This is a genomic window from Streptomyces sp. NPDC004284, assembly GCF_042874035.1.
GTDB lineage: Bacteria > Actinomycetota > Actinomycetes > Streptomycetales > Streptomycetaceae > Streptomyces.
The window spans coordinates 207,640-234,598 of the sequence record NZ_JBIAMJ010000013.1 but is presented as its reverse complement, the minus strand read 5'-3'; the positions used below and the strand labels follow the sequence as shown (position 1 = coordinate 234,598).

General features: G+C 69.7%; 22 protein-coding genes and 7 pseudogenes. 12 read left to right on the top strand and 17 right to left on the bottom strand.

Annotation, left to right across the window (positions count from 1 at the left end; all coding sequences use genetic code 11):
• From ACFYUS_RS28890 to ACFYUS_RS28875, 4 genes and pseudogenes are all read right to left on the bottom strand, one after another.
• Positions 1-326 (bottom strand): annotated as a pseudogene (locus tag ACFYUS_RS28890) (hypothetical protein); the annotation flags it as partial.
• A gap of 1,134 nt (positions 327-1,460) precedes the next feature.
• Positions 1,461-2,525 carry a polyprenyl synthetase family protein gene (locus ACFYUS_RS28885; protein ID WP_388858264.1) on the bottom strand — a complete coding sequence of 355 codons (1,065 nt, stop codon included), beginning with the start codon at positions 2,523-2,525 and terminating at the stop codon, positions 1,461-1,463.
• A gap of 131 nt (positions 2,526-2,656) precedes the next feature.
• A complete protein-coding gene (locus ACFYUS_RS28880; RefSeq protein WP_388858222.1) occupies positions 2,657-3,808 on the bottom strand; it encodes a tetratricopeptide repeat protein in 1,152 nt (383 codons plus the stop codon).
• Between the two features lie 189 nt (positions 3,809-3,997).
• Positions 3,998-4,168 carry a hypothetical protein gene (locus ACFYUS_RS28875; protein WP_388858270.1) on the bottom strand — a complete coding sequence of 57 codons (171 nt, stop codon included), beginning with the start codon at positions 4,166-4,168 and terminating at the stop codon, positions 3,998-4,000.
• On the opposite strand from ACFYUS_RS28875, the pseudogene ACFYUS_RS28870 reads away from it, so the two are divergent.
• Positions 4,107-4,504: pseudogene (locus ACFYUS_RS28870) on the top strand (FAD-binding protein); the annotation flags it as partial. The gene ACFYUS_RS28875 and the pseudogene ACFYUS_RS28870 sit on opposite strands and share 62 nt — an antisense overlap.
• A gap of 272 nt (positions 4,505-4,776) precedes the next feature.
• Here the strand turns inward: ACFYUS_RS28870 and ACFYUS_RS28865 are convergent.
• The 4 genes and pseudogenes from ACFYUS_RS28865 to ACFYUS_RS28850 all read right to left on the bottom strand — a co-directional run bounded on the left by ACFYUS_RS28865 (position 4,777) and on the right by ACFYUS_RS28850 (position 8,975).
• Complete coding sequence (locus tag ACFYUS_RS28865) at positions 4,777-5,076, bottom strand: hypothetical protein (protein WP_388858220.1); 300 nt, start codon at positions 5,074-5,076, stop codon at positions 4,777-4,779.
• A 97-nt stretch (positions 5,077-5,173) separates the two neighbouring features.
• Positions 5,174-5,266, bottom strand: a pseudogene (locus tag ACFYUS_RS28860) (winged helix-turn-helix domain-containing protein); the annotation flags it as partial.
• 218 nt (positions 5,267-5,484) lie between these two features.
• Entirely contained in the window at positions 5,485-7,242 is a 1,758-nt protein-coding gene (locus ACFYUS_RS28855; protein WP_388858217.1) for an ABC transporter ATP-binding protein, read from the bottom strand.
• Positions 7,239-8,975: an ABC transporter transmembrane domain-containing protein gene (locus ACFYUS_RS28850; protein ID WP_388858215.1), complete on the bottom strand. Its 1,737-nt coding sequence runs from the start codon at positions 8,973-8,975 to the stop codon at positions 7,239-7,241. Before ACFYUS_RS28850 ends, ACFYUS_RS28855 begins: the two co-directional genes overlap by 4 nt.
• 1,563 nt (positions 8,976-10,538) lie before the next feature.
• On the opposite strand from ACFYUS_RS28850, the gene ACFYUS_RS28845 reads away from it, so the two are divergent.
• Positions 10,539-11,347, top strand: a protein-coding gene (locus ACFYUS_RS28845; RefSeq protein ID WP_388858212.1) for an IS5 family transposase whose coding sequence is annotated in 2 segments (ribosomal slippage) — positions 10,539-10,886 and positions 10,889-11,347 — 807 coding nt in all. Because the reading frame shifts where the segments join, the coding sequence is not laid out codon by codon here.
• 8 nt (positions 11,348-11,355) lie between these two features.
• On the opposite strand, the gene ACFYUS_RS28840 is transcribed toward ACFYUS_RS28845, so the two are convergent.
• On the bottom strand, positions 11,356-11,889 hold the full coding sequence (locus ACFYUS_RS28840) for a hypothetical protein (RefSeq protein ID WP_388858209.1): 534 nt from the start codon (positions 11,887-11,889) through the stop codon (positions 11,356-11,358).
• A 434-nt stretch (positions 11,890-12,323) separates the two neighbouring features.
• A complete protein-coding gene (locus ACFYUS_RS28835; protein WP_388858206.1) occupies positions 12,324-12,452 on the bottom strand; it encodes a hypothetical protein in 129 nt (42 codons plus the stop codon).
• Positions 12,453-12,697: 245 nt separating this feature from the next.
• Between ACFYUS_RS28835 and ACFYUS_RS28830 the strand changes: the two genes are divergently transcribed.
• The 8 genes and pseudogenes from ACFYUS_RS28830 to ACFYUS_RS28795 all read left to right on the top strand — a co-directional run bounded on the left by ACFYUS_RS28830 (position 12,698) and on the right by ACFYUS_RS28795 (position 19,664).
• Positions 12,698-13,459 carry a peptidoglycan-binding protein gene (locus tag ACFYUS_RS28830; protein WP_388858203.1) on the top strand — a complete coding sequence of 254 codons (762 nt, stop codon included), beginning with the start codon at positions 12,698-12,700 and terminating at the stop codon, positions 13,457-13,459.
• A 187-nt stretch (positions 13,460-13,646) separates the two neighbouring features.
• Positions 13,647-13,898 carry a peptidoglycan-binding domain-containing protein gene (locus ACFYUS_RS28825; protein ID WP_388858261.1) on the top strand — a complete coding sequence of 84 codons (252 nt, stop codon included), beginning with the start codon at positions 13,647-13,649 and terminating at the stop codon, positions 13,896-13,898.
• Positions 13,895-14,413, top strand: coding sequence for a D-Ala-D-Ala carboxypeptidase family metallohydrolase (locus tag ACFYUS_RS28820; protein WP_388858201.1), 519 nt, complete (start codon positions 13,895-13,897; stop codon positions 14,411-14,413). Before ACFYUS_RS28825 ends, ACFYUS_RS28820 begins: the two co-directional genes overlap by 4 nt.
• Positions 14,414-14,831: 418 nt before the next feature.
• Positions 14,832-15,128: a hypothetical protein gene (locus tag ACFYUS_RS28815; protein WP_388858198.1), complete on the top strand. Its 297-nt coding sequence runs from the start codon at positions 14,832-14,834 to the stop codon at positions 15,126-15,128.
• Between the two features lie 164 nt (positions 15,129-15,292).
• The gene (locus tag ACFYUS_RS28810) at positions 15,293-16,792 is read left to right on the top strand and encodes an MFS transporter (protein WP_388858195.1); all 1,500 of its coding nucleotides are present in this window, start codon (positions 15,293-15,295) and stop codon (positions 16,790-16,792) included.
• Between the two features lie 267 nt (positions 16,793-17,059).
• Positions 17,060-17,365: pseudogene (locus ACFYUS_RS28805) on the top strand (amino acid:proton antiporter); the annotation flags it as partial.
• A 668-nt stretch (positions 17,366-18,033) separates the two neighbouring features.
• On the top strand, positions 18,034-18,372 hold the full coding sequence (locus ACFYUS_RS28800; RefSeq protein WP_388858192.1) for an SCO0607 family lipoprotein: 339 nt from the start codon (positions 18,034-18,036) through the stop codon (positions 18,370-18,372).
• A gap of 407 nt (positions 18,373-18,779) precedes the next feature.
• On the top strand, positions 18,780-19,664 hold the full coding sequence (locus tag ACFYUS_RS28795) for a PP2C family protein-serine/threonine phosphatase (protein ID WP_388858258.1): 885 nt from the start codon (positions 18,780-18,782) through the stop codon (positions 19,662-19,664).
• 29 nt (positions 19,665-19,693) lie between these two features.
• Here ACFYUS_RS28795 and ACFYUS_RS28790 read toward each other — a convergent pair.
• Positions 19,694-20,026, bottom strand: a pseudogene (locus ACFYUS_RS28790) (IS5/IS1182 family transposase); the annotation flags it as partial.
• Positions 20,027-20,200: 174 nt separating this feature from the next.
• On the opposite strand from ACFYUS_RS28790, the gene ACFYUS_RS28785 reads away from it, so the two are divergent.
• A complete protein-coding gene (locus ACFYUS_RS28785; protein WP_388858189.1) occupies positions 20,201-20,914 on the top strand; it encodes a GNAT family N-acetyltransferase in 714 nt (237 codons plus the stop codon).
• 589 nt (positions 20,915-21,503) lie between these two features.
• Here the strand turns inward: ACFYUS_RS28785 and ACFYUS_RS28780 are convergent.
• The 3 genes from ACFYUS_RS28780 to ACFYUS_RS28770 form a co-directional block, all read right to left on the bottom strand.
• Positions 21,504-22,061: a transposase gene (locus ACFYUS_RS28780; protein ID WP_388858186.1), complete on the bottom strand. Its 558-nt coding sequence runs from the start codon at positions 22,059-22,061 to the stop codon at positions 21,504-21,506.
• Positions 22,010-22,285: a transposase gene (locus ACFYUS_RS28775; protein ID WP_388858183.1), complete on the bottom strand. Its 276-nt coding sequence runs from the start codon at positions 22,283-22,285 to the stop codon at positions 22,010-22,012. The genes ACFYUS_RS28780 and ACFYUS_RS28775 overlap by 52 nt, the downstream gene beginning before the upstream one ends.
• A gap of 219 nt (positions 22,286-22,504) precedes the next feature.
• Entirely contained in the window at positions 22,505-23,008 is a 504-nt protein-coding gene (locus ACFYUS_RS28770) for an N-acetyltransferase (RefSeq protein WP_388858181.1), read from the bottom strand.
• A 198-nt stretch (positions 23,009-23,206) separates the two neighbouring features.
• On the opposite strand from ACFYUS_RS28770, the pseudogene ACFYUS_RS28765 reads away from it, so the two are divergent.
• Positions 23,207-23,964: pseudogene (locus ACFYUS_RS28765) on the top strand (transposase); the annotation flags it as partial.
• 172 nt (positions 23,965-24,136) lie between these two features.
• On the opposite strand, the gene ACFYUS_RS28760 reads toward ACFYUS_RS28765, so the two are convergent.
• The 3 genes and pseudogenes from ACFYUS_RS28760 to ACFYUS_RS28750 all read right to left on the bottom strand — a co-directional run bounded on the left by ACFYUS_RS28760 (position 24,137) and on the right by ACFYUS_RS28750 (position 26,186).
• On the bottom strand, positions 24,137-25,075 hold the full coding sequence (locus ACFYUS_RS28760) for a hypothetical protein (RefSeq protein ID WP_388858178.1): 939 nt from the start codon (positions 25,073-25,075) through the stop codon (positions 24,137-24,139).
• A gap of 223 nt (positions 25,076-25,298) precedes the next feature.
• Positions 25,299-25,406: pseudogene (locus ACFYUS_RS28755) on the bottom strand (IS5/IS1182 family transposase); the annotation flags it as partial.
• Positions 25,407-25,589: 183 nt separating this feature from the next.
• Positions 25,590-26,186, bottom strand: coding sequence for a DUF2165 domain-containing protein (locus tag ACFYUS_RS28750; RefSeq protein ID WP_388858175.1), 597 nt, complete (start codon positions 26,184-26,186; stop codon positions 25,590-25,592).
• Positions 26,187-26,959: the final 773 nt, after the last annotated feature.

Below are 26,959 nucleotides of genomic sequence, written 5' to 3'. Positions count from 1 at the left end.
GGGAACGACGCGACGACATCCACGAAGCCTTCCTCGGCCTCGCCACCTGCCTCATCACCTACCGACACGTCCAGCGCCTTTGTTAGTACCTCTAAGGCGCTCAGGGTCGCGACGAATCCGAGAGTGAAGGGGTCGGTGCTGCCGGGCCGGTTCAGATGGAAGAAGGGAACGGTCAGCAGCACGGTCGTCGCGGCGCCGAGCAAGACGGTGGCCAACGGTCCCGGGGCCAGGACGGCCAGCGGAGACACCGCGCCGAGCAGGAAACCGATGTCCAGCGGAACGGAGTCGGTGAGAGAGGCCACTCCGACCCCGACGAACAGCAGCACGGGCAGGCCCCGCACTCAGTGGGGCGGCGGAGCCCCGCGCAGCCGGCTTCGCCGGTACGCGCCGGTCGCCGCCTTCCTTGGCTTCACCACACCACCAGGCTCCTACGCCGGCGTGCGCCGCGCACTCCACGGTCCTCGCTCGCCGGTCCGGCGGGGCGGGGGCCGCGGGCGTCCTCCTGGGCCGTCGCCGACCGGGAGCGGGCACGCCGCAGCCCTCTTCGGGACAGTCGCCCTTCGAGTCGGCACACGGTCGTGCCAGGGGTCGCCCCAGCCTCCGGCATCGGATGTGCCAGGATCCGGACCGATCCCGGACCAACTCCCTCCAAGGAGCGGCACTTCCCACCCTTCTCGCTGGTCAGCGCGCGTGGATCGGCTGTACCACCAGCAGACCAAGAACCTGCTGGTCAGCTACTCGCCGAAGAAGCTCGGGTTCTTCTAGAGAGCGTGATCAGAGGCGCCTGACCTGGGCATTGCCCGTCAGGCGCCTTTCGCCCGCCCCGCCGAGGGAGGGTCGCGACTGCCGCAGGCGTGACAACGGCCTCCCCATGCGGTCCAAGTCGTCGCTCACGTGTACGACCTCACCCTCGCGACGTGATCCGACCACCCCCAAAAGCAGTCCTGACCTGCCCAGGCGCACGGTGCCCCCGGGATACATGGACTGCCACACGCACGCCACCGTCGCCCCCTGGCGTACTCGTCCCCGCGCCCACACGCTCGGCTGTGATGATCGCGGCGGCGGTCGTCCCCGTGCTGAAGACCCTGCTGTTGGGCGGCTTCACGACCATTCGCGACCTGATGACCCCGGTCTCGGGTACCACGCCGTCGACTTGCGCAACGGGATCGCGGCCGGCCTGATCGACGGGCTGCGCAGGCTGGTGGCCCCTCGCGTGATCTCCGCCCGGGGCGGACACGGCGACTTCAGCTCGGTCATCTGGGCAGATGGTTCCCGGCCGCGCGAACATCCGCCACCACCTCGCCCTCGGCGTGGGGCGCCACCGCTGCCCGGGCGCGGCCCCCGGCGCGTGCGGAGGCGGCGGGGGCGCCCACGCTCGGCCCGCTGTCCTTCCGCGCTCCGCTGCGGTCCCCCGTCGTCGAGCCGTCACCGACGGGGGGATCGCAAAGGCGGAACGGTGATCATCTGGTCCGGTCGAGCACGTACGTGAACAGCCTGTCCAGTTGCTGTACGGCGGTGTGCGTGAGGGACGCGTCGCGCAGCGCGCGGCGGGCGGTGTCCAGGTGCCGGCGCGCTTCGTCGCGGGTCGCGGTCCGCCCGCCCAGCTCCTCCACGAGTGCCGCGACGTGTGCGGCGGCCTCGTGGTCGAGCAGCTGGGGAGGGTCGAGCAGCGCCGCCAGTTCGTGCGCGGCCCTGCCTCCACCGGCCAGTGCGGCGAGCATCGGGTAGGTCTTCTTGCCCCTGCGCAGGTCGGCGTAGACGGGTTTGCCGGTCACGGCGGGGTCGCCCCAGATGCCGAGGATGTCGTCCACCGCCTGGAAGGCGAGGCCGAGATGGCGGCCCGCCCGTTCGAGCGTGGTCACGGTCCGGTCGGGGGCGCCGCCAAGGGCCGCGCCGAGCGCAACGGCGCAGCCCAGCAGGGCGCCTGTCTTGTGTTCGGCCATCGACCGGTACTGCTCCAGTCCGACTGCGCCGGGGCCGTACCACGGACGGTGTTCAAAGCGCAGGTCCTGCGCCTGGCCGGACACCAGCGCGTTCAGGGTCCGGCAGAAGCAGCGGACCGCGGACGCCGCGTGCCGGCCCGGGGCCTCGGCCAGGGTGGTCACGGCCTGGGCGAGAAGCGCGTCGCCGGCGAGAACGGCCGGGCCGGTCCCGTACGCCTTCCACACCGCAGGCCGCTGCCGGCGCAGGGCGTCGCCGTCCATGATGTCGTCGTGGAGGAGCGAGAAGGTGTGCACGAGTTCGACGGCCACGGCGCCGGGAACGGCCTCCGCGCCATCAGCCCCGACCGCCTCCGCCCCGAGCACGGCGAACGCCTGGCGCACTCCCTTGCCCTCGGATCCGCCGGAATCCGGAGTACCGGCCATGTCGGACCAGCCCAGCGCGTACGCCGCCATCTCACCGATCCACGGATGGAGGCTGCCCACCGCCTCTACCAGCGCAGGCCGGACGAGTTCACGACAACGCTCCAGGACACGGGCCGGCGCTGCGTCGTGATCGACGTCGTGATCAACGTCGTGATCAATCTCGCGATCAATGTCGTGATCAATCTCGCGATCAATGTCGTGATCAATGTCGTGATCAATGTCGTGATCACGAGAGGAACGCACCGCGGCCACGACTGCAACACCCTGCGAGAACGGTGTCGGAACGGCGCTCACCGCAGGCCCTCCACATCGGCGGCCTGAAGCGCCTCGGCCCCGACCGTCGGCAGCACGGGCCTCGCGGCGCCCTGCTCGTGACCGCCGTGGTCCGGCAGCGGCCCGACCCCCAGTTCGGCCGCCGCCTTGTCCACCATGTCCCGGGCGTGCCGCAGCCCGATGCGGTCCAGCGTCGAGCGCAGTTCGGCCAGGTCCGCGGCAGTGTGCGCGGCGTCGCGGCCCAGATGGGCGGAGGCCTTGACCAGCCCCAGTCGCGACAGCGCCGTCCCGCGCGGCTCGTCCATCTCCTGGAACTCCTCAAGGGCCAGCGCGTACATCTCACGGGCCTGCTCGTAGCGGCCCGCCCGGTACAGCACGTTGCCGCGCATCTTGTGGTTGTAGGCGAGCGCGCTGGACAGCCGCATCTCCCGGCAGGCCTCCTCCGCCTGGGACAGCAGCGACAGGGCGCGTTCCACGTCGGCGTCGCGCACGGACACCACGTCCGCGATGCCGCGCAGCGCCCATGCCCACCCGCGCCGGTCCTCGGCTCGGGACGCCGTGTCGGCCGCCTCCTCGAACAGGGCCAGGGCCTCGTCGTATTCGCCGGTGTTGCGGTGCATCTGCGCGATGCCCTCCAGCGCCCACACCGTATGCCGGGCCTCGCCTCGGCGGCGGGCCTCGGCAAGCAGCTGCTCGTGCAACCTCCTCACCGCCGCGTAATCGCCCTGGATGCGCCCGGTCTCGGCGAGCCCCGCCAACGAGTAGCCGCGCACCACGACGTCACCGCCCCTCTCGCCCGTCTCGGCGGCCAGCCTCAGCAACCGGTACGCCAGCCTGAACGCACCCCGCTGTCGGGCCAGCGTGCCGCCGCTCCACAGCGCCCACGCCATGGCCCCCTCGTGACCGGCCGAACGCGCCGCTCGGTAACTCGCCTTCCACGCCCGGTCGGCCTCCTCTATGCGCCCGAGCCTGCGGCAGGCCTCCGCCACGGCCAGCCCGCAGCGCGCCTCCTCCCGCCGGTCCCCGGCCCGTTCCGCCGTCCGCAGCTCCTCCATGCCCCGGGCCAGCACCTCGGGCAGTGAGGCGTTCACCGACAACGATTCGAGAGCACCCTGGTACTCCGGCGCCGATGCCTTCGCCCGCCTCGTCCTACGCACCTGACCTGCCATCACACCCCTCCTCGTGCCGACTCGACGATCAAGTCGACACGAGAACCAAGACGACGACCGCGGGCCGGGGTTCCCTCTCGATCGAGAAGTCCACCTCCGTACGGACGCGGGGTCGTCCTCAAGTGCTACACGGCTGTCGACGACTCGTCAGCGAGATGTACACCGGATCCCCCGGACCGGCAGGTCCGGTCAGCGCGGGGTGAGGCTCGAACGGCGGACGACCAGTTCCGGCCGGAGCACCACCTGGTCGTGGCAGTGGTCGTCCGCCTGGTCGCCGGCCTCCTCCAGGAGCAGCTCGGCCGCTCGCGTGCCCAGGGCGACGGCCGACCGCGACCGGCAGATCGCGAACCCGTGCAGCAAGGACCCCAGATCCAGGGCATCCACCACTCCCGCCACTACCGCGGCGACCGCCTCGGCCGCGCCGCCGTCCCCCACCGCCTCCTCGGCCCCGCCGCAGACCCCCTCATCGGAGTCAAGCTCCACGCCCTCACCCGCAAGACGCTCGACGGCATCCAGACCGACCTCGACTCCCGCGCCCTCGCCGCCGACGGCACACCGGTCGACGGCCCGTACACGGCCGGCGAGGCCGCCGGTTTCGGCGAAGGCGTCCACGGCTACGACGCCCTCGAAGGCGCTCTCCTCGGTGGCTGCCTCCCCACCGGCCTCCAGGCCGGCCGCGCTGCCGCACAGGCCGTCGGATCACGACACGTCCGGCCGGACGAGCCCGAGGTCGTCAGCATCCTCGGCCAGGTGCTCCTTGATCCGCTCGATGATCGCTTCGGAGAGAGGGAGAGAGCTGGAGCCCGCCGTAACCAGTGATCAAGCCACTCCACGTCCGTCGTCATGCCCGGTCAGCCTCTCTCCTCGTTTACGGAGTTTCGTCAAACTCCGGACACAGTGCTTTCGGCGGCTACAAGCAGTCGGGGATCGGCCGAGAAACGCACAAGATGATGCTGAAGCACTATTGATCAGAGACTCATGGGGTTCTCGTCCAGGACGTAGCGGGCGTGTGGGCCGCCGAAGCAGCCGCGGACGATGTGCGGCCGGCGCTGACGTCTGTAGAAGAAGTGGCGTGTCTCCGCGGCGAGTTCGGCCTGATTCCGGGCTCGGTGCTGTTCGGGCGGGCCGTGTTCGAGGTCGGCGTTGACCAGTTCGTCGGGGGTGAGCTCGGGCGAGTACCGGGGCGGGAAGTGCAGCGCGACGTCGTCGGGGGCGGCCGGCGACCTGGCCGGAACGGATGCCGACCAGGTCGGCGAAGAGGATCTCACCGCCGTCCCTCTTCGCCTTCGCCCGGATCTTCGGCCCGGTCTCCTCGTGCCGGCGGCGCACGGCCTGCGGGACCTGCCCGACGGCCCGCTTGTCCGGGTGCTGGAAGGACAGCCCCCACCGTTTGAGGTACTTACCCGCCCCCGGTTCACTCAGCCGTACCCGGTACGGCTTCGCGACCAGCTCGCCCACCAGCCACCGCGTCCACAACTACCCGCTCAACCCCATGCCGCAGGGCCGGTCGGGGTGCCCCGCAGCCACATACCAGCGCCTCCCGCCCGCAGGGCCTCCTGCGCCGACGGCAACAGATCCCGCGCCCCCACCAGGTCACCCACACCCCACCAACAACCCAGAAGCGAACTGTTTCTGATCAATACTGGTCGAGAGAGGTCGAGAGGGGTGAGGCGAGCTCAGGCGCCGTGCCAGGACTTCCACAGCGCCGCGTACCCACCGCCAGCCGCCAACAGCTCTTCGTGACTGCCCAATTCGGTCACCCGGCCGCCGTCCATGACCGCGACCCGGTCCGCGTCGTGGGCGGTGTGCAGACGGTGGGCGATGGCGATCACGGTGCGTTCTTTGAGTACAGCCGCCAGCGAGCGCTCGGTGTGCCGGGCCGTGGTCGGGTCGAGCAGGGAGGTGGCCTCGTCCAGGATCAGCGTGTGCGGATCGGCCAGGACCACCCGGGCCAGAGCGAGTTGCTGGGCCTGCTGGGCGTCCAGACGGAGCCCACCGGCACCGAGTTCGGTGTCCAGCCCGTCCGGCAGCTCGTCCACCCAGTCGATGTCGACGGCGGCCAGCACCGCGTGCAGGTCCTGGTCGGTCGCGGCGGGCGCGGCGATCAGGAGGTTGTCCCGGACGGTGCCGAGGAAGACGTGATGCTCCTGGGAGACCAGGACGACGTGTCGGCGCAACTGGGCCGGGTCGAGCTCGGCGACAGGCACCTGCCCCACCGTCACCCGTCCGGTGCGGGGCGTCTCCGCCCCGGCCAGCAGCCGGCCCAGAGTGGACTTGCCGGCTCCGGACGGGCCGACGACCGCCAGCCGCTCGCCCGGACGGACGGTGAGGTCGACGCCGTGCAGGACGTCCCGCTCGCCCTGGTAGGCGTACCGGACGTCGACCACGTCGATCCGGTCGTCCTCGGGCCGGCCGCCGCCGGTCACGGCCGGGGCGTCCACCTGGCCGATGCCCTCGACTCGGGCGAAGGAGGCGTTGCTGCGCTGGAGTTGGTCGAGCCAGAGCAGGACCTTGTCCAGCGGCTCGGAGAGCTTCCAGAAGTAGAGAGCACAGGCGACCACCGCGCCGGTGGTGACCGCGCCGGTGTCGCGCAGGGCGGCGCCGAGCAGCAGGATGCCGGCGACCGGGGCGATGTACGAGAACTCGACCACGGGAAAGAGCACGGTGCGCAGGTTGAGGGTGTGGGTACGGGTGACCCGACAGTGCTCGACCGCCTCGGCCGCGGCGGCGATCCGGCGGTCCTGGAGGCCCAGGGCCTCGACGGTGCGGGCCCCTGTCGCGGTGGAGGTGAGGATCTCGATCAGCGCGGAGTTGGCGGCGCCTTCGGCGAGGTAACCCGCGTGTGCACGGTGCAGGTACCAGCGGGTGGCGAACCAGATCCCGGAGAGGCAGAGCAACCCGCAGATGCCGAGCAGCGGGTTGACCGCGAGCATGGCGACCAGGATCAGGAGGATCTGGACGAGAGCCACGGAGACCTCCGGCCCGGCGTCGCGCAGGGTGGTGCCGACGGTGGCGACGTCGGCGGTGCCGCGCGTCAGCAGGTCACCGGCGCCGGCGCGTTCGACCACCGAAGCGGGCAGGGCGAGGGATCGGTCGACGAACCGCTCTCGGATCCGCGCCAGAGTCCGCTCGCCGAAGCGGTGAGCGGCGTAGCGGGCGAAGCGGCCGAGGAGCAGCTGCGCGAGCGCGAAGCAGAGGATGCCGAGGGCGAGTCGGTCGACGTGTCCGACCCCGGCGCCGCCCCGGACGTCGTCGATGATCCGGCCCAGCAGCCAAGGGCCACCCAGACCGGCGGCCGCGGCCAGTCCGTTGAGGGTCAGCATCGCGGCGACCGCACGGCCATCCTGCCCCATCAGACGCACGGCGGCCCGGCGGACCTCGGCGGGACCGGCGATCGGGAGCCGCCCGGGGGCGGTCTCGGTCTGAGCAGTCATCGGACGGCCTCCTCGGCGGGCGTGGACTCGGTGGCGGTTTCGCCGCGGGCCACCAGCGCGCGGTAGCCGGGCTCTGCTGCGAGCAGCTCCTGGTGCGGGCCGGCCGCCGCCAGACGGCCGTCGACGAGGTAGCAGACGGTGTCGGCCTGCTCCAGGAGGACGGGGGAGGTCGAGGTGAGGGCGGTGGTGCCGCCGGTCCGCGCCCGGCGCAGCCCAGCGGCCATGGCGGCCTCGGTGTGGACGTCCACGGCGGAGGTGGGCTCGACCAGCAGGAGCACCTCCGGGTCCGCCAGCAGGGCACGGACCAGCCGCAGCCGCTGGCGCTGACCGCCGGAGAGGTTGCTGCCCTGGGCCTGGATCATGGTGTCCAGGCCATCGGGCAGTGCCTGCACGATGTCCTCCGCCGCGGCATCTCTGACGGCCTGGGCGATGGACGGGCCGGTGTGCTCGGACCGGCCGCCGACCACGGTGCGCAGCGTTCCGGAGAAGAAGTCGGCGTCGTTGTCCGCCACCACGATCCGGCTGCGGATCTCGGCCAGGGCGACCTCGGCGAGCGGCACGCCGCCCCAGGTCGCAGCGGATGCGCTGTACCGGCCGAGCCGGTCGACCACGGCCGCGGAATCGGCCGGGCGAGCGCTCACGATCGCGGTCAGCCGGCCCGGGACCAGTTCCACACCGGTGTCGGCGTCGTACAGGGCTGATGGCTCGTCACGGGCCGGCCGAAGTGTTGCGGCGTCTTCGAAGGCGGGCTTCAGATCGAGCATCCGGACCACCCGTCGAGCGGCCACCAGACCCCTGGTGAGGTCGTATCCGCCCTCGATGAAGTTGGAGACCGGTACCACCAGGACGGCGACGTAGCCGTAGACGGCGACCAGCGTGCCGATCGTGATGGTGCCCTCGGCGGCCATCCGGGCGGCCAGCCAGGTCACCAACGCGAGGAAGAGGGCGGGCAGGCCGACCGAGAGCGCTTGGATCCAGCTGGTCACGGCGCCGACCCGGTAGCCCTCGGCCTGCAGGTCCTGCGATCCTCGCAGGTAGCGGCCGGCCAGCATCTCCTTACCGCCGATGCCGTTGAGTACGCGCATGCCGCCGACGATGTCCCCGAGCCGGGCGGTCAGCGCCCCCTGCTGCTCGCGGTACTTGGACTCCGCGCCCTGGAGGCGTCCCAGCAGCGGCCCGACCACGACCGCGAGCAACGGCACCCCCAGCAGGACCACGAGGGCGAGCGGGACGGAGACCGACAGCAGCAGCGCGGCCGCCACCAGGTACGCGACGACAGCGCCGACGCCCGGGCCGGTGATCGTCAGTGTCTGGCTCATCTGCGCGACGTCGCCCACACCGATGCTGGCCACCTCGCCGGCCGTCACCTTTCGGGGCAGTTCGGCACCCAGCCGAGTGGAGTGCTCGACCACGACCTTGATGGTCCGGAAAGTGGCGTCCATCCGCACCCGTGTCATGATGCGGTGGCGCATGACGCCGAGCCATGCGTTGAGCAGCGCGGCGCCGGCCAGTGCGGCCACCCAGCCGACCAGGACGCCGGTCTTCCCCCGCTGGAGCCCGTCGTCGATCGCACGCTGCATGAGGTACGGCGGCAGCAGGAGGCAGACCATCCAGAGGGTGCCGATCACCGCACCACCCGTCACCCGTCGACGCTGACTCATGGTCAGCCACCACAGGTAACGCGCAGCACTTCGGTGGTCCGGGGTTCCTGGGTCGGCATACGAATCCGTCATGAGTGAAACCCTAACCGTCTCCCCTGGGCCTTAATTAATCAAAAACGGTTCGGTTCTGGGTTGTTGGTGGGGTGTGGGTGATCTGGTGGGGGGTGGGGGCTGTCCTCCCAGCACCCGGACAAGCGGGCCGTCGGGCAGGCCCCGCAGGCCGTGCGCCGCCGGCACGAGGAGACCGGGCCGAAGATCCGGGCGAAGGCGAAGAGGGACGGCGGTGAGATCCTCTTCGCCGACCTGGTCGGCATCCGTTCCGGCCGGGTCGCCGGCCGCCCCCGACGACGTCGCGCTGCACTTCCCGCCCCGGTACTCGCCCGAGCCCGACCCCGACGAACTGGTCAACGCCGACCTCGAACACGGCCCGCCCGAACAGCACCAAGCCCGGAATCAGTCCGAACTCGCCGCGGAGACACGCCACTTCTTCTACAGACGTCAGCGCCGGCCACACATCGTCCACGGCTGCTTCGGCGGCCCACACGCCCGCTGCGTCCTGGACGAGACCCCCTATGAGTTCCTGATCAATAACGCGGTAGAAATCCGCCGCCGACGTAAGGGTGACACAGCCGTATCGCGTCAACGACAGCCGTCTTTCCCGCATCGTCCTCCCCCAGAAGGACGGACACCCCCGGCGCGAGGTCCAGTTGGAGCGCTTCGCCCACATCCTCAGGAGATCTCCGGGCATCGAAAGCACGGAAGTTCTCGGCCATCACCGTGGCCAGGTACATCACACCCCCATCTGGAGGGCCGACGCCCATGTGAGCGCAGGCGCATCCCGTGTCACGCTCCCCAGCCAGACGCGGCCATGGGGGAGGGCACACGACTCGAAGCGGCTTGCTTCCGCCCGCTTCGGGCGCGACCGCGCAAGTCGCCGGGGCGAGTTCCGATATGTCACGGGCAACGGAGGGCCCCCCGGCATGGTCGGTCCCCTCCCGCCTTCCTGCATTCATGGAATGTTCATCCCACGAAGGGGGATAGCGGGGCTCCCGCGTGCACGGAGAGCAGGGACGACGGCCGCCGGACAGGACGGCAGGGCTGACGAGGCCAAGCAGCGCCACCACCTCGATTCTGCAAGGACCCCGAGCACGCCCTGGACACATCTTCATCCTGCTCGACCAAGGCTGGAGCAACATCTCACGTCGAGCGGAGCGAGCCGGCAGAATCAGCTGGCCCACCACGTCCCGCCAGCCCACGAGCGCCGCCGGCCACGATGCCGAGACGGCCCACTGTCACACCCTGCGCTGCACTGAGGCACCTGACATCTAGTCAGTAAAGTCAGCAAAAGGTCAGCAATCAGCTGCCCAGACCCGCTCGCACACGAGCACACCCTGGAAGCGCGCCCGCCAATCGCGCGACGCAGAGGGGCCGCGATACGCCCCCTCCCCCGGCCACGACGAGAGCCACAGGCAGGGGCCAAGCAGCTCCGGCCCCTGCATCGACTCGACAGAGAAAAACCCCAGGTCAGCGCACTCTACCCTGGGCCTTCAGCTGGGTCGGGGCACCTCCGGGGCATCGAGCCGGTCGTCGTCTTAGAAGTCGTTTCTTATGGCGTGAGAGTTCGTTGATCCGTGCATGACGGATCTCGTGGAGCGACTGGTGCCGGACGAGTTGTGGGTGCTGTTCAGGCGGGTGGTGCCGCCGACGGAAGTGATACGTCCGCAGGGCGGTGGTCGGCGTCGGACAGGTGACCGTGAGGCTCTGGCGGCGATCATCTTCGTGGCAACGTCGGGCTGCACATGGCGGCAGCTGCCGCCGGTGTTCGGCCCGGCCTGGCCCACGGTCTACCGCCGGTTCGCCCAGTGGAGCCGGGACCAGGTCTGGGCCAGGCTCTACCGCGTGATCCTCGACGAACTCGGAGCTCGGGGCGAACTGGACTGGTCGCGGTGCGCGATCGACTCCGTCAGCCTGCGGGCTGCAAAAGGGGGCCGCTGACGGGACCGAATCCGACCGACCGCGGCAAACTGGGATCGAAGATCCACCTGATCTGTGACCGCAACGGACTGCCGCTGTCTCTGGGCATCTCCGGCGCGAACATGCACGACAGCCAGGGCCTGGAGCCGCTCGTCCGGGGCATCCCGCCCATCCGCTCCCGCCGCGGACCCCGGCGCCGAAAGCCGGCGAAACTGCACGCCGACAAGGGTTACGACTACGACCACCTGCGGCGATGGCTGCGCCAGCGGGGCATCCGTCCTCGCATCGCCCGCAGGGGCGTCGAGTCCTCACAACGGCTGGGCCGGCACCGCTGGGTGGTCGAGAGAACCGTGTCCTGGCTGGCCGGCTGCCGAAGGCTCCACCGCCGCTACGAGCGCAAGGCCGAACACTTCCTCGCCTTCGTCGGCATAGCCGCAGCCCTCATCGGCTTCCGAAGACTGGCAGGCTGAGACGTCGGTTACCCGATGAACTGTTCCGTCGTCTGGCGATACTGCTTTGATCGATCTTCCGTCAGTTTCCACAGAGCAGGAAGACCGCCCTCCCGCATCTGGGCTTCCGCCTCCTGCTGGCACGCTGCCTCGAAGCGGAGCAGGCTGTTGAAGGAGCCGATACGGACGGCGGTCGGCCAGGATGCCGCCGCCTTCGAGGCGAACTCCATGGTCTGCGCTGACGTGATGTGCTGTTGCTTCGGCCTGGTCAGCACCACCGTGCCGAAGACCAGAGAGGACCATCCTTGGACAAAGGCGTGGCCGGCGAGCTCTGCCGGATACCTGGCATCCAGGGACCAGCTCTCGGCGAACGCAGAGCCGAGCAAGTCGTCATCGAGGCCTCGACCGTCGAGAAACGCTGTGATGTTCTCCAGCCCCGCCATGATCGGGCTGTAGTGGTCAAGCAGGCCAGATCGCGTGGTCAGTATCTGTACGGCTCCGCCCAGCCGGATGGCTGCGGCGCAACACAGCGCCGTTCCTGCAGCGTCAAGCGCCTCGTTCACGAGCCCCCACCCCTTGCCCAACCCCAACGATGGCTCCCTCCGGCACGATAACCGCAAGAGCGCCATAAGAAACGACGTCTTAGCCCTTCACCTCACCAAAGCGGTCGCTCGCCATCCAGTCCTGCCGGGCCTGGCAGATCTACTCATCCGTGCGGCCCACGAAGTGCCACCCCAGCATGGTCCGCTCCACGACGGACCCAGCGCCGCATGAACTCGTCGACCAGCCGGTTCGCATGGTTCCACGCTTTGTCCCGGAACTTGGCGTAGTAACGGAACAGGCAGGTGCGGCATCTGCTCCAAGGGCAACGCCGACTGACACCTGTGGAAGCGCCTGCATCGACCCCGGAGAGCCCAGGTTCGGCGTGCTCCTGCGCGCCGGGCTCGGTGGATTCGTATGCACGGCAGGCTCAGTTTCCGTGAGGTCGCAGGCCGGGTCAGAGACGCTGAGACCGACCGCACTCCTCCTTGATGCGGCGCATCCCGGCCGGGACCCGCTCACGGACGAACCCGAGCTCGGTGTCCCACTCCTGCTCGTCCCAGGCCTGCTTCACGACAGCGGCCACTCGAAGCACACCCGATGATGTACGCCACAGTCGGCAGCCGTTGCGGGAATCCGCCCCACGCTTTCCCGTCCCATGCCCACCAAGCGGCCCTGCCCGTCCCGTATCGCTCCCCAAGGGACTCCGCACCACGAACCCCGAAGGCACCATGGCTTCTGCCCCCAAGTCGCTTGTATACATGCGACTTGACCATCTCGGCGTGTATCCGCCGAGACATCGGCATCGACCCGCGAAGACAAGGACTCGGAGTGATACCCATCGGTACGGCCCTTCCGGCCTCCCGGGTGCCGGCCTCCCGGCTGCCCGTCGCCCGCGTGGCACTCGTGCTGTTCGCCACCCTGCTCGCCATGCTGGCGCCCCTTGCCCCCGCACACGCCCTGGACTCGACCACCTGGCTCCAGCGCAATCTCGCGGGGATCGGTTACCTGCCGTACAGCGGCATCGACGGCGTCTACGGCTCCCAGACCAGCACCGCGGTCCGTTCCTTCCAGCATGACAACGGGCTGGCCGAGGACGGCGACTACGGCAGTCGAACCGAACTCGCCCTGCACAACAAGGTGATGGAGGTACAGCGCAAGGTCGGCACCACAGCCGATGGCGCCTACGGCGACGGCACCAAGTCCAAGGTGACGGCGTGGCAGCAGGCGAACGGCCTGTCCGCCGACGGCATCACGGGCCTCGCGACCATGAACGCGATGCGCATCGCCCGCACCGTGAAGATCACCGGTCAGTGGAAGACCACCGAGCACGGCTGGTCCGTGAGCAGCCAGTTCGACTGCCTGGACAACCTCTGGATCCGCGAGAGCAGCTGGAAGGTGTACGCGACGAATCCCTCGTCCGGTGCGTACGGCATCCCGCAGGCCCTGCCCGGCGACAAGATGGCCGTAGCGGGAGCGGACTGGCAGACCAACCCGGCCACCCAGATCGAGTGGGGCCTCGACTACATCAAGTCGCGGTACGGCACCCCGTGCGCGGCGTGGTCCTTCTGGCAGTCCCACAACTGGTACTAGAAAAAGAGGACTTGACCATGACGTCAGACCTCTCCCGACGCTCGCTGCCGCGCTAAGGCGCCGACGCGGTGGCCGCCACCGGTCTGGCCTCGGAACAGGCCTGACGCTCACCGGCCCGGCCGCCGCCTACAGCTGGCCCTCACAGCTCTCCCAGGGCTCCAGCGGTGCGGCCGTCTAGGAGTTCCAGATACGGATCGTCGGCTGGGCCGCCGGCTCGGCCCAGCCGACCTTCGTCTCCCTGAACGACGCCTTCGGGCCCGGCGCCGAGGCGGCGCTCCGCCGATTCCAGGCCGCGTACGGACTCACTGTGGACGGTGTGGCGGGGCACAGACGTTCAACCGGCTCAACGCCCTGGAAAGCTCCGACGGATCGACCGCGCACTTCGACTTCTCCGAGTTCGAGAGCAAGGACGGCTCCGGCTTCTCGGGCGGCAAGGTGAGCGCCATGACCGTCAAGGAGAGCGTGCGCCGCAACATGTACGAGCTGGAGGCGCTTCGCAAGAAGTCCGGCGCCCTGGCCGTCACGGCCAACTCCGGCTTCCGCGTCATCTCCCACAACGCGTCGGTGGGTGGTGACTCCAACTCCATGCACCGGTACGGAATCGCCGCGGATGTCGCCCTCTCCGGCTGTCCACGAAGACCATCTACCAGAAGGCCGAGACCTGCGGCTATGCGGGCCTGGAAACCTACACGGTCTCGTGGCAGCACGTCGGCTCCCGGGTCGAGTACCCCTACGGATCGCGGTCCTGGTGGTGGCAGGACGGCGTGGCCTGCCCCTCCCGCTCCGTATCTGCCCTCCGCACAGCATCGCGGAACTCGGCCAGAGCCCACGCGGGGCCGACCGGGTCGTCCCACCGCCATCGGTCACGCGCGTTCTCGCCGAGGGCTCAGCACAGACCGAAGGGCGGCTTCAGGCGGCAGGGGCGATCCGGTTGTGCCAGGAACTCCACGATAGGAGCGGACGTATCCGGCGGGAGGCGAAAGTCCGGTTCCTGGTCGAGTACGACAGTCGAGGCGAGGCGTCCGATGTCGTCTGTCGTCGCAACCGCGGGCTCCGTGGCGCCGTTCCCGCCGACGGCCGCTTACAGGCCGTCCTCGCCCAGACGGCCGATGTACGGGTAGCGGAACCGTGTCTTGTCGACGGCGCGGCACGCCTCGCGCACGGAGACCGGCACCAGACCGGGCAGCAGCGTGCGCGTCATCCTCATGAGGAAGTCCGCCTGCCCCCGTGGTTACCCAGCGCGCCCGCCGCGATCCGCAGCCGCCGTATGTCGAACCCGCTCGTCGTACGGTCCGAGAGCACCCCGAAGGCGTTCTGGGCGACGAAGGCCACAGCGGCCCCCACGGCCCGTACGAGGGAGAGTGCGGCGGCCTTGTCATCAGGAACGATCTGCTGCACCCGCAGAGGCGACGTCACCTGGGCCGACTACCGATTCGCGTTCCGAAACTGCCTGACGCCGGCCGAGGACGGCACCGACGCGGAGCAACTGGAGCGACATCTGCACCGGGCCGCGGAGATCATGCGTTCCAAGGAGCGGCCCGGCTTCCTGTGGCTGTTCGAGGGCCTCCTCTACGAAGGTGCTCGGGACGAGCTGGAGGCTGCGGCCGAACGGGCGGGGGCGAGCACGTCTTTCCCGGCACGACCCGACCTTCGTGTTCTTCATGGCTGATGGGGAACGTCGGCCACAAGGGTGAGGTGCTCGGCGACCTGCGTGGCGGCATGGTCCGGCCGACGGACACGCAGCAGGTCGGCGGAGTCGTGGTGGCCGAGCACCGGCAGTCCGGGGGAGCTGTCCGAGCTGCGGGGTGGCGTGGCGCATGTGAATCTGCATGTGTGGATCTTCAGCAAAATGATGCGGTGGCCGGTGACGCGGGCCGGTCGGCGTCGGCCGCTGTACTGATCGCGACCTGCGTCTCGGCTCTTGTCGTCAATGCGAACACGTCGGCAGTGAGCATTCTGCTTCCGGCGATCAGTGCGGACACCGGCACGTCATTGGACACTTTGCAGTGGGCCATCACCGGCTATTCGCTGGTGGGTGCGGCGGTGATCGTCACTTCGGGGGCTCTGGGCGATGTGTTCGGACGACGGCTGGTCTTCCTCGGCGGCCTGGGCCTGTTCGTCGCCTCGTGCGTGTTGATCGCACTGTCCGGAAGCGGCGGGGGCGTGATCGCAGGTCGGGCGATCCAGGGGGCGGCGGGAGCGACGATCCTGGCGTGCGGGATGAGCCTGCTGTCCGTGTCCACGTCGGGGGCAGGACAGGTGCGGGCCGTGACCCTGTGGGGCGGTGCGTCGGCGGTGGGCGCCGCAGCCGGGCCGCTGGTCGGCGGCGTACTGGTGGACGGCACGGGATGGCAGGGCCTGTTCTGGATCGACGCGGCGATCGCGCTCGCCTGCGTGCCGGTCACGTTGAAGGGCGTCGCCGAGTCCCGCGATCCCGAACGCAGCCGCTCGATCGATTTCGTGGGGACCATGCTGATCGCTGCCGTACTCGCTCCAGCACTGCTCGCGCTCAGCGAGGGTGCGGAATGGGGCTGGACGTCGGCGGCGGTACTGGGATGCTTCGCGCTGACGTTGGTGGCCGGCGTGGCGTTCGTCGCGGTGGAGCGGCGGGTGGAAGCGCCGCTCGTGGACATGCGTCTGCTGAAGGACCGCGTGCTGATCGGAGCGACGGTCGCGATCCTGCTGAGCGCGGGCGTGATCAACGGTCTGATGTATCTGGTCAGCCTCTACTTCCAGAACCCCGCCACGCTCGCGTTCAGCCCGCTGGAGGCGGGCCTGGCCACGCTGCCCGCGACAGTGGGCCTGATCATGGTCACCCCGCTCGTGCCCCGGGCGGTCCAGCGGCTGGGCATCGGACCGGTGATCGCCCTCGGCTTCGCCGCGGCGACGGGCGGTTGCGCGCTGCTGGTGTTCGTACAGGGCGACTGGCGGTACGGAGCGTTCGTCCTGCCGCTCGTACTCCTGGCCGTCGGCTTGGGACTCGTCAACGGTCCGGCAAGTTCGGCGTCCACCTCTTCGGTGTCCGCCGACGACGTCGGGGCGGCATCCGGCATCTCGAACATGGCGCGGTACATCGGGGCGGCTGCCTTCACAGCAGCTGTGGCCACGGTCAACGCGACGGTCGGGGAATCTCGGGCCGCTGCCGGGGAAGCAGCCGCGGACGCGCTGGCCGCGGGCCTGTCCGGCGCGTTCCTGCTGCTCGCGATCGCATCCGGGGCGGGCATGCTCCTGTGCGTTCTGGCCGTGCGCGCCCGACGCCGCCGGGCCGGCCCCGGAGCCTACGGGGCGGCTGCGGCCGCACACGCCCACACCGTCCCCGTCGAGAGTCGGTGACCGACCGCCGGTGCCGGAGAAACTCCCGTACCGGCGGGGAGGGGCGGGGCAGGAGCTGATGCGCGCGGGCCCGGCATGCGCTCGCGCGCCCTTGCCTGGATGGCCGTACTCAGGTCGCCCGCCGCGGAAAGGCGGGCGAGTCTGACGGGAACGGCTCCGTCGCCCCGAAGGCCCCTTGCCTGCTGCGGATACTCCCGTTCCGGACGACCCCCGAGCCGAGCGGCTGCGGCAGCAGCCGCCAGGTCCGGCACCCCCACGCTCACGTGGGTGACCCTCGCGCTGATGACGACGGCCTCCGTCGCCAGCCTCCACGCCGCGCCCACCATGGCGGTGTACGGCCCGGCCTGCGTGTTCCTCCCCACCGTGCCCGCCATCGTGTTCCTCCTGCCGACCTCGCTGGTCTCGGCGGAACGGGCTTCGGGCTGGTCGGGCGGCGTCCACCGGTGGGTGAGCGAGGGGTTGTCGAAGCCCCTCGGGTTCCTCGCAGTGTGGTGCCGGTTCGCCATGACGATCTTCCACCACCCGAACCTGCCGGCGTTCGTCGCGAGCACGCTCGCGTACGTCATCGCCCCCCTCGCCGGCCTCGAACGGCGTCTGACGAGCTGGTGCGTGATTGGGGTGGAGGTGGAGGCATGGTTGCCTGATCGGGGTCGTGGTCAGGCAACCATGCCTCCACCCCCATCACGCACCAGTTCGTAACTCCTAGGTATTGCGACGGACGACGGCCTTGGCCGCCGCGCCCAGATCGTTCTGGCTCATGAGGATCTTCATGGGGAGGTGGGGTCGGCCAGGGGAACAGGTCGTCAGCAGCAGTCAGGCCACCGCGGTCATGCCGCCGCTGACGACGAGCACTGTCCCTGCCCTCATAAAGCGAATGGTCCGATCCGAGATACGCCACGGCGTCTCCGATCTCGGACGGCTGCCTCGAACGCCGCAGTGGAGTCCGCTGCCGGAACCGTCAGCGGCCTGGCGCGAAGTCGGGTGTGGATCGCAACAGAGGGGTGCCGATGGTGCCGGACAATTCCTTGCAGCTGGCCGAACCAGGCACTGGGACCCGGTCAGGGGCTCAGCAGGGCCGGGCCGCCGTGATTGACGGACAACGCCCAGGGCCCGGCAAATTCCCGGGAGATGCGGCATGTTGAGCATCAACGCGGGCTCCTGTGAGTACACGTGCTCAGGGCTCGGCAGCTTTCCGGCGACGAGAGTGGGGGCAGACCGAACGACTGGAGACAGTTATGCACATGCCCCGCAGGATGAACCTCGCCGCCGCCACCGCCCGGCCCGGGACGTTCCGCCTGGTCGGTGCTGCTCTCGCGAGCGCGGCCGCGATCGTGGCAGTCACCGGATGCGCCGGCCTCGAGTACAAGGAGGACGTCTGCAGCAGCGGCGAGTACCCGGTCCTGTCCGTGGGCGGTACCGGCTCCGCTTGCGTCTCGGACAAGCAGGAGCCTCCAGCCGGTTTCGTGCGGTATCCGGAGGGCAAGGTGCCGCAGCAGGTCGGCGACAAGTGGGACGTGTACTGGGATACCCACACGCTCGACAAGGACGGCAAGATCATCGACGCCCCGGACGCAGGCTGACCCGGAGCGAGCGGATCCGACCGGCTCGCCTGTCAGTGGACCGGGCTGCAGTCGGGCGCTCTTCGCGGTCTTGTCCCGTCTCGCAGAGCCATGGAACCGGTCCCCGGAGCGGCGCCTCCCCGTCTTGCGGAGACCGGTGGAAGGCTTGAGGCATGGCCTTTCCAGCATGGTTGGACGTCCGGCGTTTCTGGCGGCCGGGGCACGCGCCCGCGCTGCTTGTGATCCCGCTCGGGCTGATCGTCGCCGTGTGCGTGGTGGACGTACTGTCTCCGCCGCACGTCCACCTCGGTCCACTGCTCGTGGCAGCCCCCGCAATCACCGTGGCGTTCGCCGGCGCCCGCACGACGGCGCTGATGGGAGCTCTCGCGGTAGCAGCACAGGCATTGATCGGCGCGCTCAGAGGGGTCTTGGACACCGCCAACATCCAGGCCCAGATCATTGCCCTGATCGTCGTCTCGGCCGTATGCGTCACCCTCTGTGTGGTGCGGGGCCGCCGCGAGCGGCAGCTGCACCAGGTGCGGTCGGTGGCCGAGACAGCGCAAAGAGTACTGCTGAGGCCACTGCCTCAACGCGCCGGCCCGCTTCAGATCGCCGGCCTGTACATCCCCGCCGAGGAGGAAGCCGAGCTGGGCGGGGATCTCTACGCGGCCGCCCGCACCGCCCACCACAGCACCCGGCTCCTGATCGGCGATGTGCGCGGCAGCGGCCTGGGCGCCATCAGCAACACCGCCCTGCTGCTCGGCGCCTTCCGAGCAGCCGCCCACCGTCAGGCCACCCTCCCCCGCCTCGCCGTCCACCTGGACGGCGCGTTCCGCTGGGACGCCAGCCAGTGGGGATCGCAGACAGAGCAAGACACCACGGAGGACTTCGCCACCGCCGTGCTGCTCGACATCCCCGACGACGATCCGGTCGTCCACCTCATCAACTGCGGCCACCCGCCGCCGCTCATCCTCCGCGGGAACAGGCTCATCCCGCTCGTGGCCGAGGCGAGCCACCTTCCGATCGGACTCGGCGGGGCTTTCGGCATCACCGACTACGGCGTCCGGACCTTCCCGTTCGAGGCCGGCGACCTGCTGCTCCTCTACACCGACGGCGTCATCGAGGCACGCAACAGCGAAGGACGCTTCTACCCCTTCTCCGAACGGGCCCCGCAGTGGACCACGGACGACCCCGACGAACTCCTGCGCCATCTCCAGGACGACCTGCTGGCCCACGTCCATGGACACCTCGGCGACGACGCGGCCGTCGTCGCCATCCGTCGCCTGGCGTCTAGCCATCGACCGGCCCTGTGACCCCGAGGCACGAACCTGCCGCACGGATCTTTCGTGTTCAGGCCGTCGCGGGAACGACCGAGCGCATGGTCGTCAGGCTCAGCCCCATCCGGAGCCCCTTCTTCCTGGATCCGGCAGCGCACTGGTGGGCCCGGCAGACGGTGGAGTCCACCGACACGGTCCGGCCGATGTCGTCAGCGTCGTCGGCCGCTGCCAGGAGCGCAGGGAGACTCCGCTCCCCGGCGCCGTCCACGGCCCGCCTGATCAGCCGTTTATGAGCGGTCTGGAATGATCCCCCACGCGTCCGGAAGGTCCCGCACCGGCGAGCAGGTGCGGGACTTCCACGCGATGGCTTCCGGGGTTCGACGATGATCGACCCGACGCATCAAACGGCGCGATCCACTCCCACCACCCGAGGCCAGCGCAGTGGACCGCCGCTGCGGCCAGCTCAGTGCCCCCTCGATCCGGCTGCCGCCACACCGCACCTGACGGTCCAGGCTCCCGAGTCGACACAAGTTCCGGATCATGCAAGGGACGTGGGCGTCATCGTCCCCCACATGGCTGAACTGATCGCTCCCCCTGGACGGCTGCATTCCTCGTGGCTTGCAGCACGTGACGAGTGGCAGCCCGGTGCTCACCAGGACGGTGCCGGTCTGCGTCTAGTGGCTGACGATGACCTCGACAGCCCTGAAGGGTTCTCTTCCTGGGTCGAGCGGCTGCGCCGACAGTCGGGCCGGTCCCTGTCTGTCGGGGAAGGACGCGTCCACGCCAGCCACTGGTGGATCGTCGACGGCGAGACGTACCTCGGAGCCATCGACCTCCGGCACTATCTGAACGCCTTTCTACTGGAGGGCGGTGGCCACATCGGCTACAGCGTTCGGCCTTCCGCCAGGAGACGTGGTCTGGCCGCCTGGGCGCTGGGAAAGGTTCTCCTCAAAGCGCCAGCGCTCGGTCTGGACCGGGTGCTCCTCACCTGTGACGACGGCAACAGCGGCTCGGCGCGGACCATCGAGGCCAACGGTGGCGTACTCGAAGACGTGCGCAGTACCGCTGTCGGGGTCAAGCGCCGCTATTGGATCACTCTCGACCTCTTCCAGGGCACGTATCGGGTTGTGATCAACCTGTGGGATTCATCCTCGCGACGAGACGGGGTCCGGTGGATCATCTTGCACGACGCGCATGCAGCTGACGGACCTGGAGTGAGAAGCCGTATCTCAACCGAACGTGATCCGTTGTTTTCCACTGGTCAGGCATGGTGTAGCTCGGGATGAGAGAGACATCCGGCGTCTTGTTTCCGCTCCGTGAGCGAGGGGTGCGCGATGGCGTCGGTGCTGGGAATGCTGGAGGAGCGGGAGACAGCGGCCCGTGTGCGGGTGGAAGGGCTACGGGAGGAAGTCGCCCGGTTGGCTGAGGTGTGGGAAGCCGCCGAGATCGAGCTGGACCGGCGGGTGATCGTGCGGGAAGAGCCGGTCGAGGCCCTGGCAGCCTCGGCTGCCGAGACCACCGTCGGGACCCAGGCCGAGGAGAAAACGGTGCTGCCGCTCGCGCCGGTGCCGGGCTCGCCGGTGCCGCCTTGGCGGGAAGGGCTGCCGGTGACGGTTCTGGCGCCGGACTATCAGTGCATTCTGGGCGCGCTGGAACAGCAGCGATCCACGGGTCACGGACCGCTTCGGGCCAAGGAGATCGCGGTGGAGCTGGGCCTTGACGCGACGCCGGCGAAGGTCGAGGGGCTGCGGTCGAAAGCCTGGCGCCGGCGGAGCGTGGGTGGCTCCTCCGGGAGGCGTCAGGGGCGTTCAGTGCCGCCTGGCGGACGTGGCCGTCCCAGACGCCGGCTCATCCGCGTGACCATCGGCCACCGGATCATCGCCTCGCTGGTGGCGGCAGGGTCTCGTAGTCCCGGGCCAGACGGCGGGAGTTCATCAACCACGCGAACGTGCGCTCTGCCACCCAGCGCCTGGGCAGCACCACGAACCCTGCCATGTCGTCGGTGCGCTTGACGATCTCCAAGGTCAGGGCGATTTCGTCCCGGCACCAGCCGACGAGGGAGCCGGGGTAGCCGCCGTCGGCCCACACGAGGGTGATGTCGCGGTGCAGACGGCGCAGCCGCATCAGCAGGCCCGCCGCGGCGTCCCGGTCGCCGATGTTCACAGCCGTGACCGCGACGGCCAGGAGCAGGCCGAGGGGGTCGGTCACGATGCGCCGCTTGCGGCCCGGCACCTTCTTCCCGCCGTCGTGGCCGCGTGAGGCGGCCGGCAGCGTCGCGGCGGCCCGCACCGACTGCGCGTCGATGGTCCCCGCTGTGGGCTCGGCCTCACGGCCCTCGCGCTCATGGGCCGTCCCGCGCAGCCGGTCGTGGAACTCGGCGCTCAGCCCGTGCTCGCGCCAGCGGCGGAAGAAAATGCGTAGACCCGGGCCCATGCGGGGAAGTCCGCGGGCATCGCCCGCCACGAGATCCCGTCCGCGACCAGGTAGCGGATCGCGTCCAACAGCTGCCGGTGGCAGTAGCCCTCGGGCCGTCCGCCCCGCCCCTGGAACCAGGCCGGCACCGGCAGCAATGGCCGGACGGCCGCCCACTCCGCGTCCGTCATGTCCGGCGGATACCGGCGCACCCGGTCCGGAGGGTCGGCTGCGTTGCCGTACACGTGCGCGAGGCAATCGCACGGCACGGCGGGCGAGTCGAAGTCGGCGTGCTCGGCGGCACGTACAGCAAAGACGACAGGGTCTCCGGGAACCGCTCGGAATGGGATCGCACCCCCGAGCTGCCTGGAGGCCCTGCTTTCACGCACGGAGACCGTCGCAGTCACCCGATCGAGACTCCTGTTCGATCGACAGCCTTCGAGACCGGTACGGGCAACAACCACTTACGTGTCGGGATGCTCCGGCAGGGCGAGCCAGTCCGACCAGGAGATCTCGCGGCCCAGGAAGCGGGGCTGCGCGAACGGCCAGTCAGCGGCGATCCACTGCGGCACCAGCGCGTCGAGGGCCTGCTCGACCTTGCTGCCCACCAGCTCGTCCACCACCCACCAGGAGATCTCGCCGTCCGCGCCGGCCCTCTCCGGTGGGTCGATGTAGACACAGCCGAGCAGAGCTGTCTCCGCCGCGTCGAACAGCGCGTAGTTGAAGGACTGGTGTGCGGCGATCTCCTTCTCGTGCCGCAACAGGTCGGCCTGGTCGCCCTCGTAGGTCATGGTGGCCGCGGGCCAGCCCCAGGCCGGGCCGAAGATGGTCCACAGCCGCTCGCGCGAACCCATCACAGCCGGATAGTCGAGCGGGGTGTCCGCCTCCCGGATCGGCCGCAGGTGATGGCCACCGCCCGGCAGCGGTACCAGGACGGGGTGGACGAAGTCATCGGGAAGCCAGCTCATGACGCCCGACCGTAGCAGCGTGCGGCCGTCCGCTCCCCTGAATTTGCCCCGTATACCGCCAGGCCCTGCTCTCATGCCGGGCAGGGCCCGCGATCACCCGATCGAGACTCCCGTTCGATCGACAGGCTCCATGATCGATATGGCAACGGCTCCTGAGAGTTCATTAGGCCGTACTTGCCGGTCGGAGAATACGGCCCTTACCCGGAGCGGCAGCGGCAGCGGCAACAGCTCGAAGGGGTGATCTGGCGGTTCAGGACGGGCAGGCAGTGGCGGGAGACGCCGAAGGAGTTCGGCGCCTGGTCGACCGTTCACAACCGCTTCCGGCAGTGGCGGGACGCCGGCTCTTCGAGGCCTTGCTGGAGGGCGTGATCGCGGAAGCCGCGAAGCGCGGTGAGGTGGACCTGTCTCCGGTCAGCGGCGGCTCCACCACTGCGCGGGCCCACCATGGCGTTGCCGGGATTCACCTTGGCGAGGACGTCGTCACCGTCCTGGAGAAGGCTGCCGCCGAGGAGGAGAAGGCCTGGTCAAAGGGGGCAGTCCTGAAGGACAGACTGTTCGGGATGCCGAAACCGATCTCGAACGGGAGGAGCGGCGACACGTCCGGCGCCGACGTGAAGTCCGGCTGAAGGCCGCTCTCCTCGGACGCTCCAGGGGTGGGCGGACCAGCAAGATCCACCTCGCCGCCGACCGGAAGTGCGGCGTCAAGGCAATCATCCCGGAAAAGAGGGACCAGGCCGCCAATCGGAGGAAGAAGGGCTCCAGGGGCGGCCGTCCGGTCGGCCACGACGCCGGCCTCTGCAAAGAGCGGAACACCGTCGTAGCGCCTGATCAACAAGCTCAAGGCCTGGCGAGGCATTGCCAGGCGCTACGACAAGACCCCGGACAGCTACCTCGCCGGCCTTCACCTACGCGCCTCGATGACCTGGATCAAAGACCTCGCGCAGGCCATCCACTGATCACAAAGGTACGGGCCCCGGCGCGTATCGGACTGTCATCAATCTGAGGGATTCGGCCTCAAGGTCTGCCAAGCCGACGGTCACGGACCCGGTCCGGTGGCGGGCGCGCCGGAAGGCATGCGCAACGGTCGGGGAGAGGCCTCTGGAAGGGGGGATGCGCTCCTCATACCGTTCAGAAGACGCGGTCCAGCGCCGTACTCACGGCCGTGTGCAGCTGCGCATAGGTGGGGGCGAGTTGCCGCAGCCGCGCTGCTGCGGCCTGGTCGTCGCCGTGCACCAGCGGGTACTGCAGACCGCCCAGGATCCTGGCCTGGCCCTGTGCGATGGAGGCTGCGCGCGACAGTCCCAGCTCTTCCAGGCAGGTTGCCGCGTCGTTCAGACGGCGTGCTCCCACGCGGACGCCGAACGCGGTGAGCAGCGTGCGGATGCCCGAGGGCATGCCCTGGGCGACCATGTCGGCGAGCGCCTCAACGGCGGCGGCTCCGCCCAGCGAACCGGGCGGCATGGGCAGGTCGTCACGGCCGGCCAGCCAACGCTCGGCTCCCGGCAGCGACTGCCTCAACGCGTCGATGGGAGTGACCCGGCGATGGCGCACGAAGCCGGTCCGCAACACGAACGGGGCGTCGATGTAGCTGATCGCCTTCGCCTCCCATGCGGAGAGGAAAGCCTGTGTGGGCAGGGTCGCGTAGGGGTGGCCGTGGGGGTCGTGGAGTTCGACGGTGTCCTGGTCGGCAGCGAGCACCACGACGTAGTGGTCACCGCCGTCGGCGTTCGGCGTGCCGGGCTGGTACAGCAGCAGGCCCATGTCCACCGGCCCGACCAGGACCGGCCCCCGCGAGCAGGCGGCACGCAACCGCTCCAGCGCCTCGGCCGGTGTTCCCCCGTCGCTGCGCTCACAGCTCCAGCCCAGCAGGGCGATCGCGGCGTCGAGGCCGGCCTCGGGGTGCCAACCGTAAGGATCGAACAACGGCAGGGAACCGCCGATGAGTTGGGCGCCGAACGGTGAGCCCGTCAGCGTCTCGATGACCGCGGTCGAGGGAGACTCCTCACCCAGCACCATGGCCAGCGAGTTCGTGTAGCAGTAGGGGCCGGAGCCGACGTAGCCGAGCACGAGAATCCTTCACAGAGACAGAGGTGATCTCCGCCGGCGGGTCGCCGGGCAGGTAGGAGCAGTCAACCCCCTCACACGGTGTCAGGGTCAACTCCCCACTCAGCCCTCACGTCGTCAGCTGGACCGACGCCCCGAGAACAGGCGCCGGCCAGGAAGACCCACCGGGTTTCGTGACACCCCACCCGGGCCTCCTCCTGATCACGACTCGATATGCGCCCTAACCGGTGCAGTCGTTGGCGTTCCCGCCCGTGAGCGTGAACGCGGGCGGACGGCCCCGGCCGTCGCAGGGCAGGTGGATCTCACCGGTCACCCCGCCCCTTGAACGGCCAAGTGGCCACATCAGGTCGCAGCACATCCCCCGTCGTCCCGTGTGGCGGACGGACGCTTCGCTCCACCGCCAGGCGCAGCCTCGAACCTCACCGTGAGAGTTCGCGACCGGCCGTAACGCCTTCGACCAACAGGCGTCGATGCCGATCTCGGTCGCACACGTTGAGCAGCCGTACGGCGCCGGGCGTCAGGTCCGTTCGGGATCCGCCCGGCGGACACCGGGCAGGTGCACCACGAGGAGCGTGAAGGCGGCCGGCGCGACGTTGCGTGCCGCGGCGTCCAGACCGTTCCAGTCGGACGACTGCCACATGGCGAACCACTCGCCGCCGATCGCGAGGAAACCCATCCCGAACAGCAGCAGCACCATCACCAGCCCCACCGTGCTTGCCGCGCGGGCCCGGTCGTAAGCGTCGCGGCGCAGTCCCGTGATCCAGAACCAGGTGGCGGCGAGGAGGACCACCGCGGCCAGTGTCTCCCAGACGATGACCGCGACGTAGGCGGCGTTCTGAAGGGCGGGAGATTCGACCGCCCGCCACATCAGGTCAGGGTCCTTGAACGTGGTGTCCATGCTCAGGACGTGCCGGACGAACTGCTGGTTGGTCCCGAAGTCCGTGATGTTCCCGAACGCGACCAGGGTCATGTACAGCGCGACGGTCGCCGTCAGCGCGCTCGCCGCAGTGGACGGCGCGCCCAACCGGAGAAACCAGTTGCGCCGGGGCGCCGGGGCCGTCCCGGGGGAACGGGCGCCGGAGCTGGTGTCGGTCGGCCGGTGGGCCTGTGCCATGGAGTGTCCTCCCTCGTCGTCCCGCGGACGCTTGGACCGCGGGACGAGCCGTCTCTTCCCCCACTTGCTCAGCCCCAGCCTTCCTGACACGCGCCGGTCCCTCCGCATGTCAGGGAGGCACCTCCGCGTCGACCACCAAAGTGGCCGCAGAGGTGGACGCCTGCACCGCCATCGACCGCGGCGACTCCCGGCAACACTCCCGCGGGTCGTCCGGCCACGGGCATCGCCGTCGGTGACATCCCCCGCTTCGGCTACGAAACCCGCCACCGGATGAGCCCACCCCGAGCCCGGATGGCTCCGCGTTACACCGTCAGCTCAGTACCCCGACGTGACGGGAAGCGCCGGCGAGGTGGGACAACCCTCCAGCTGGGACGCGTCGGAGGCACACGATCGGGCCCGAGGGAAAACCGCCCGATGGTGTGTCGCGTGCGGGCGAGGTCCGCCGCCGACGCGGAAGGTCTCGCTCGCTTCACCAAGATCCGGCCCGTGTACGGTCCGACATCGCACAGCTGCTGAGGCGAAGGGTCATTCGCGCTGGTCAGGAGGATGTCCCGCCTGTATCACCAGGAGACCAAGAACCTTCTCGTGTCCTACTCGCCGAAGAAACTCGGCTTCTTCGTAGAGGCACAGACGGGGGCGCCTGACCTGGGCTTTCGCTCGGCGGCGCCCTGTGGCCACGCCGATCGACGAAGGAGGCGCCAGGCGCTGCAACTCCCCGTCTCTCCCTCAGCCATCCGCCCCTGACCAGCTCGACGAGCGCATTCGGCCGGGTC

Coding starts and splice junctions, on each gene's coding strand:
- ACFYUS_RS28880 (WP_388858222.1), bottom strand. CDS start 3,808: ATGGCAGGTCAGGTGCGTAGGACGAGGCGGGCGAAGGCATCGGCGCCG.
- ACFYUS_RS28770 (WP_388858181.1), bottom strand. CDS start 23,008: ATGAGCTGGCTTCCCGATGACTTCGTCCACCCCGTCCTGGTACCGCTG.
- ACFYUS_RS28850 (WP_388858215.1), bottom strand. CDS start 8,975: ATGACGGATTCGTATGCCGACCCAGGAACCCCGGACCACCGAAGTGCT.
- ACFYUS_RS28800 (WP_388858192.1), top strand. CDS start 18,034: ATGCCCCGCAGGATGAACCTCGCCGCCGCCACCGCCCGGCCCGGGACG.
- ACFYUS_RS28855 (WP_388858217.1), bottom strand. CDS start 7,242: ATGACTGCTCAGACCGAGACCGCCCCCGGGCGGCTCCCGATCGCCGGT.
- ACFYUS_RS28750 (WP_388858175.1), bottom strand. CDS start 26,186: ATGGCACAGGCCCACCGGCCGACCGACACCAGCTCCGGCGCCCGTTCC.
- ACFYUS_RS28780 (WP_388858186.1), bottom strand. CDS start 22,061: ATGGGCCCGGGTCTACGCATTTTCTTCCGCCGCTGGCGCGAGCACGGG.
- ACFYUS_RS28785 (WP_388858189.1), top strand. CDS start 20,201: ATGGCTGAACTGATCGCTCCCCCTGGACGGCTGCATTCCTCGTGGCTT.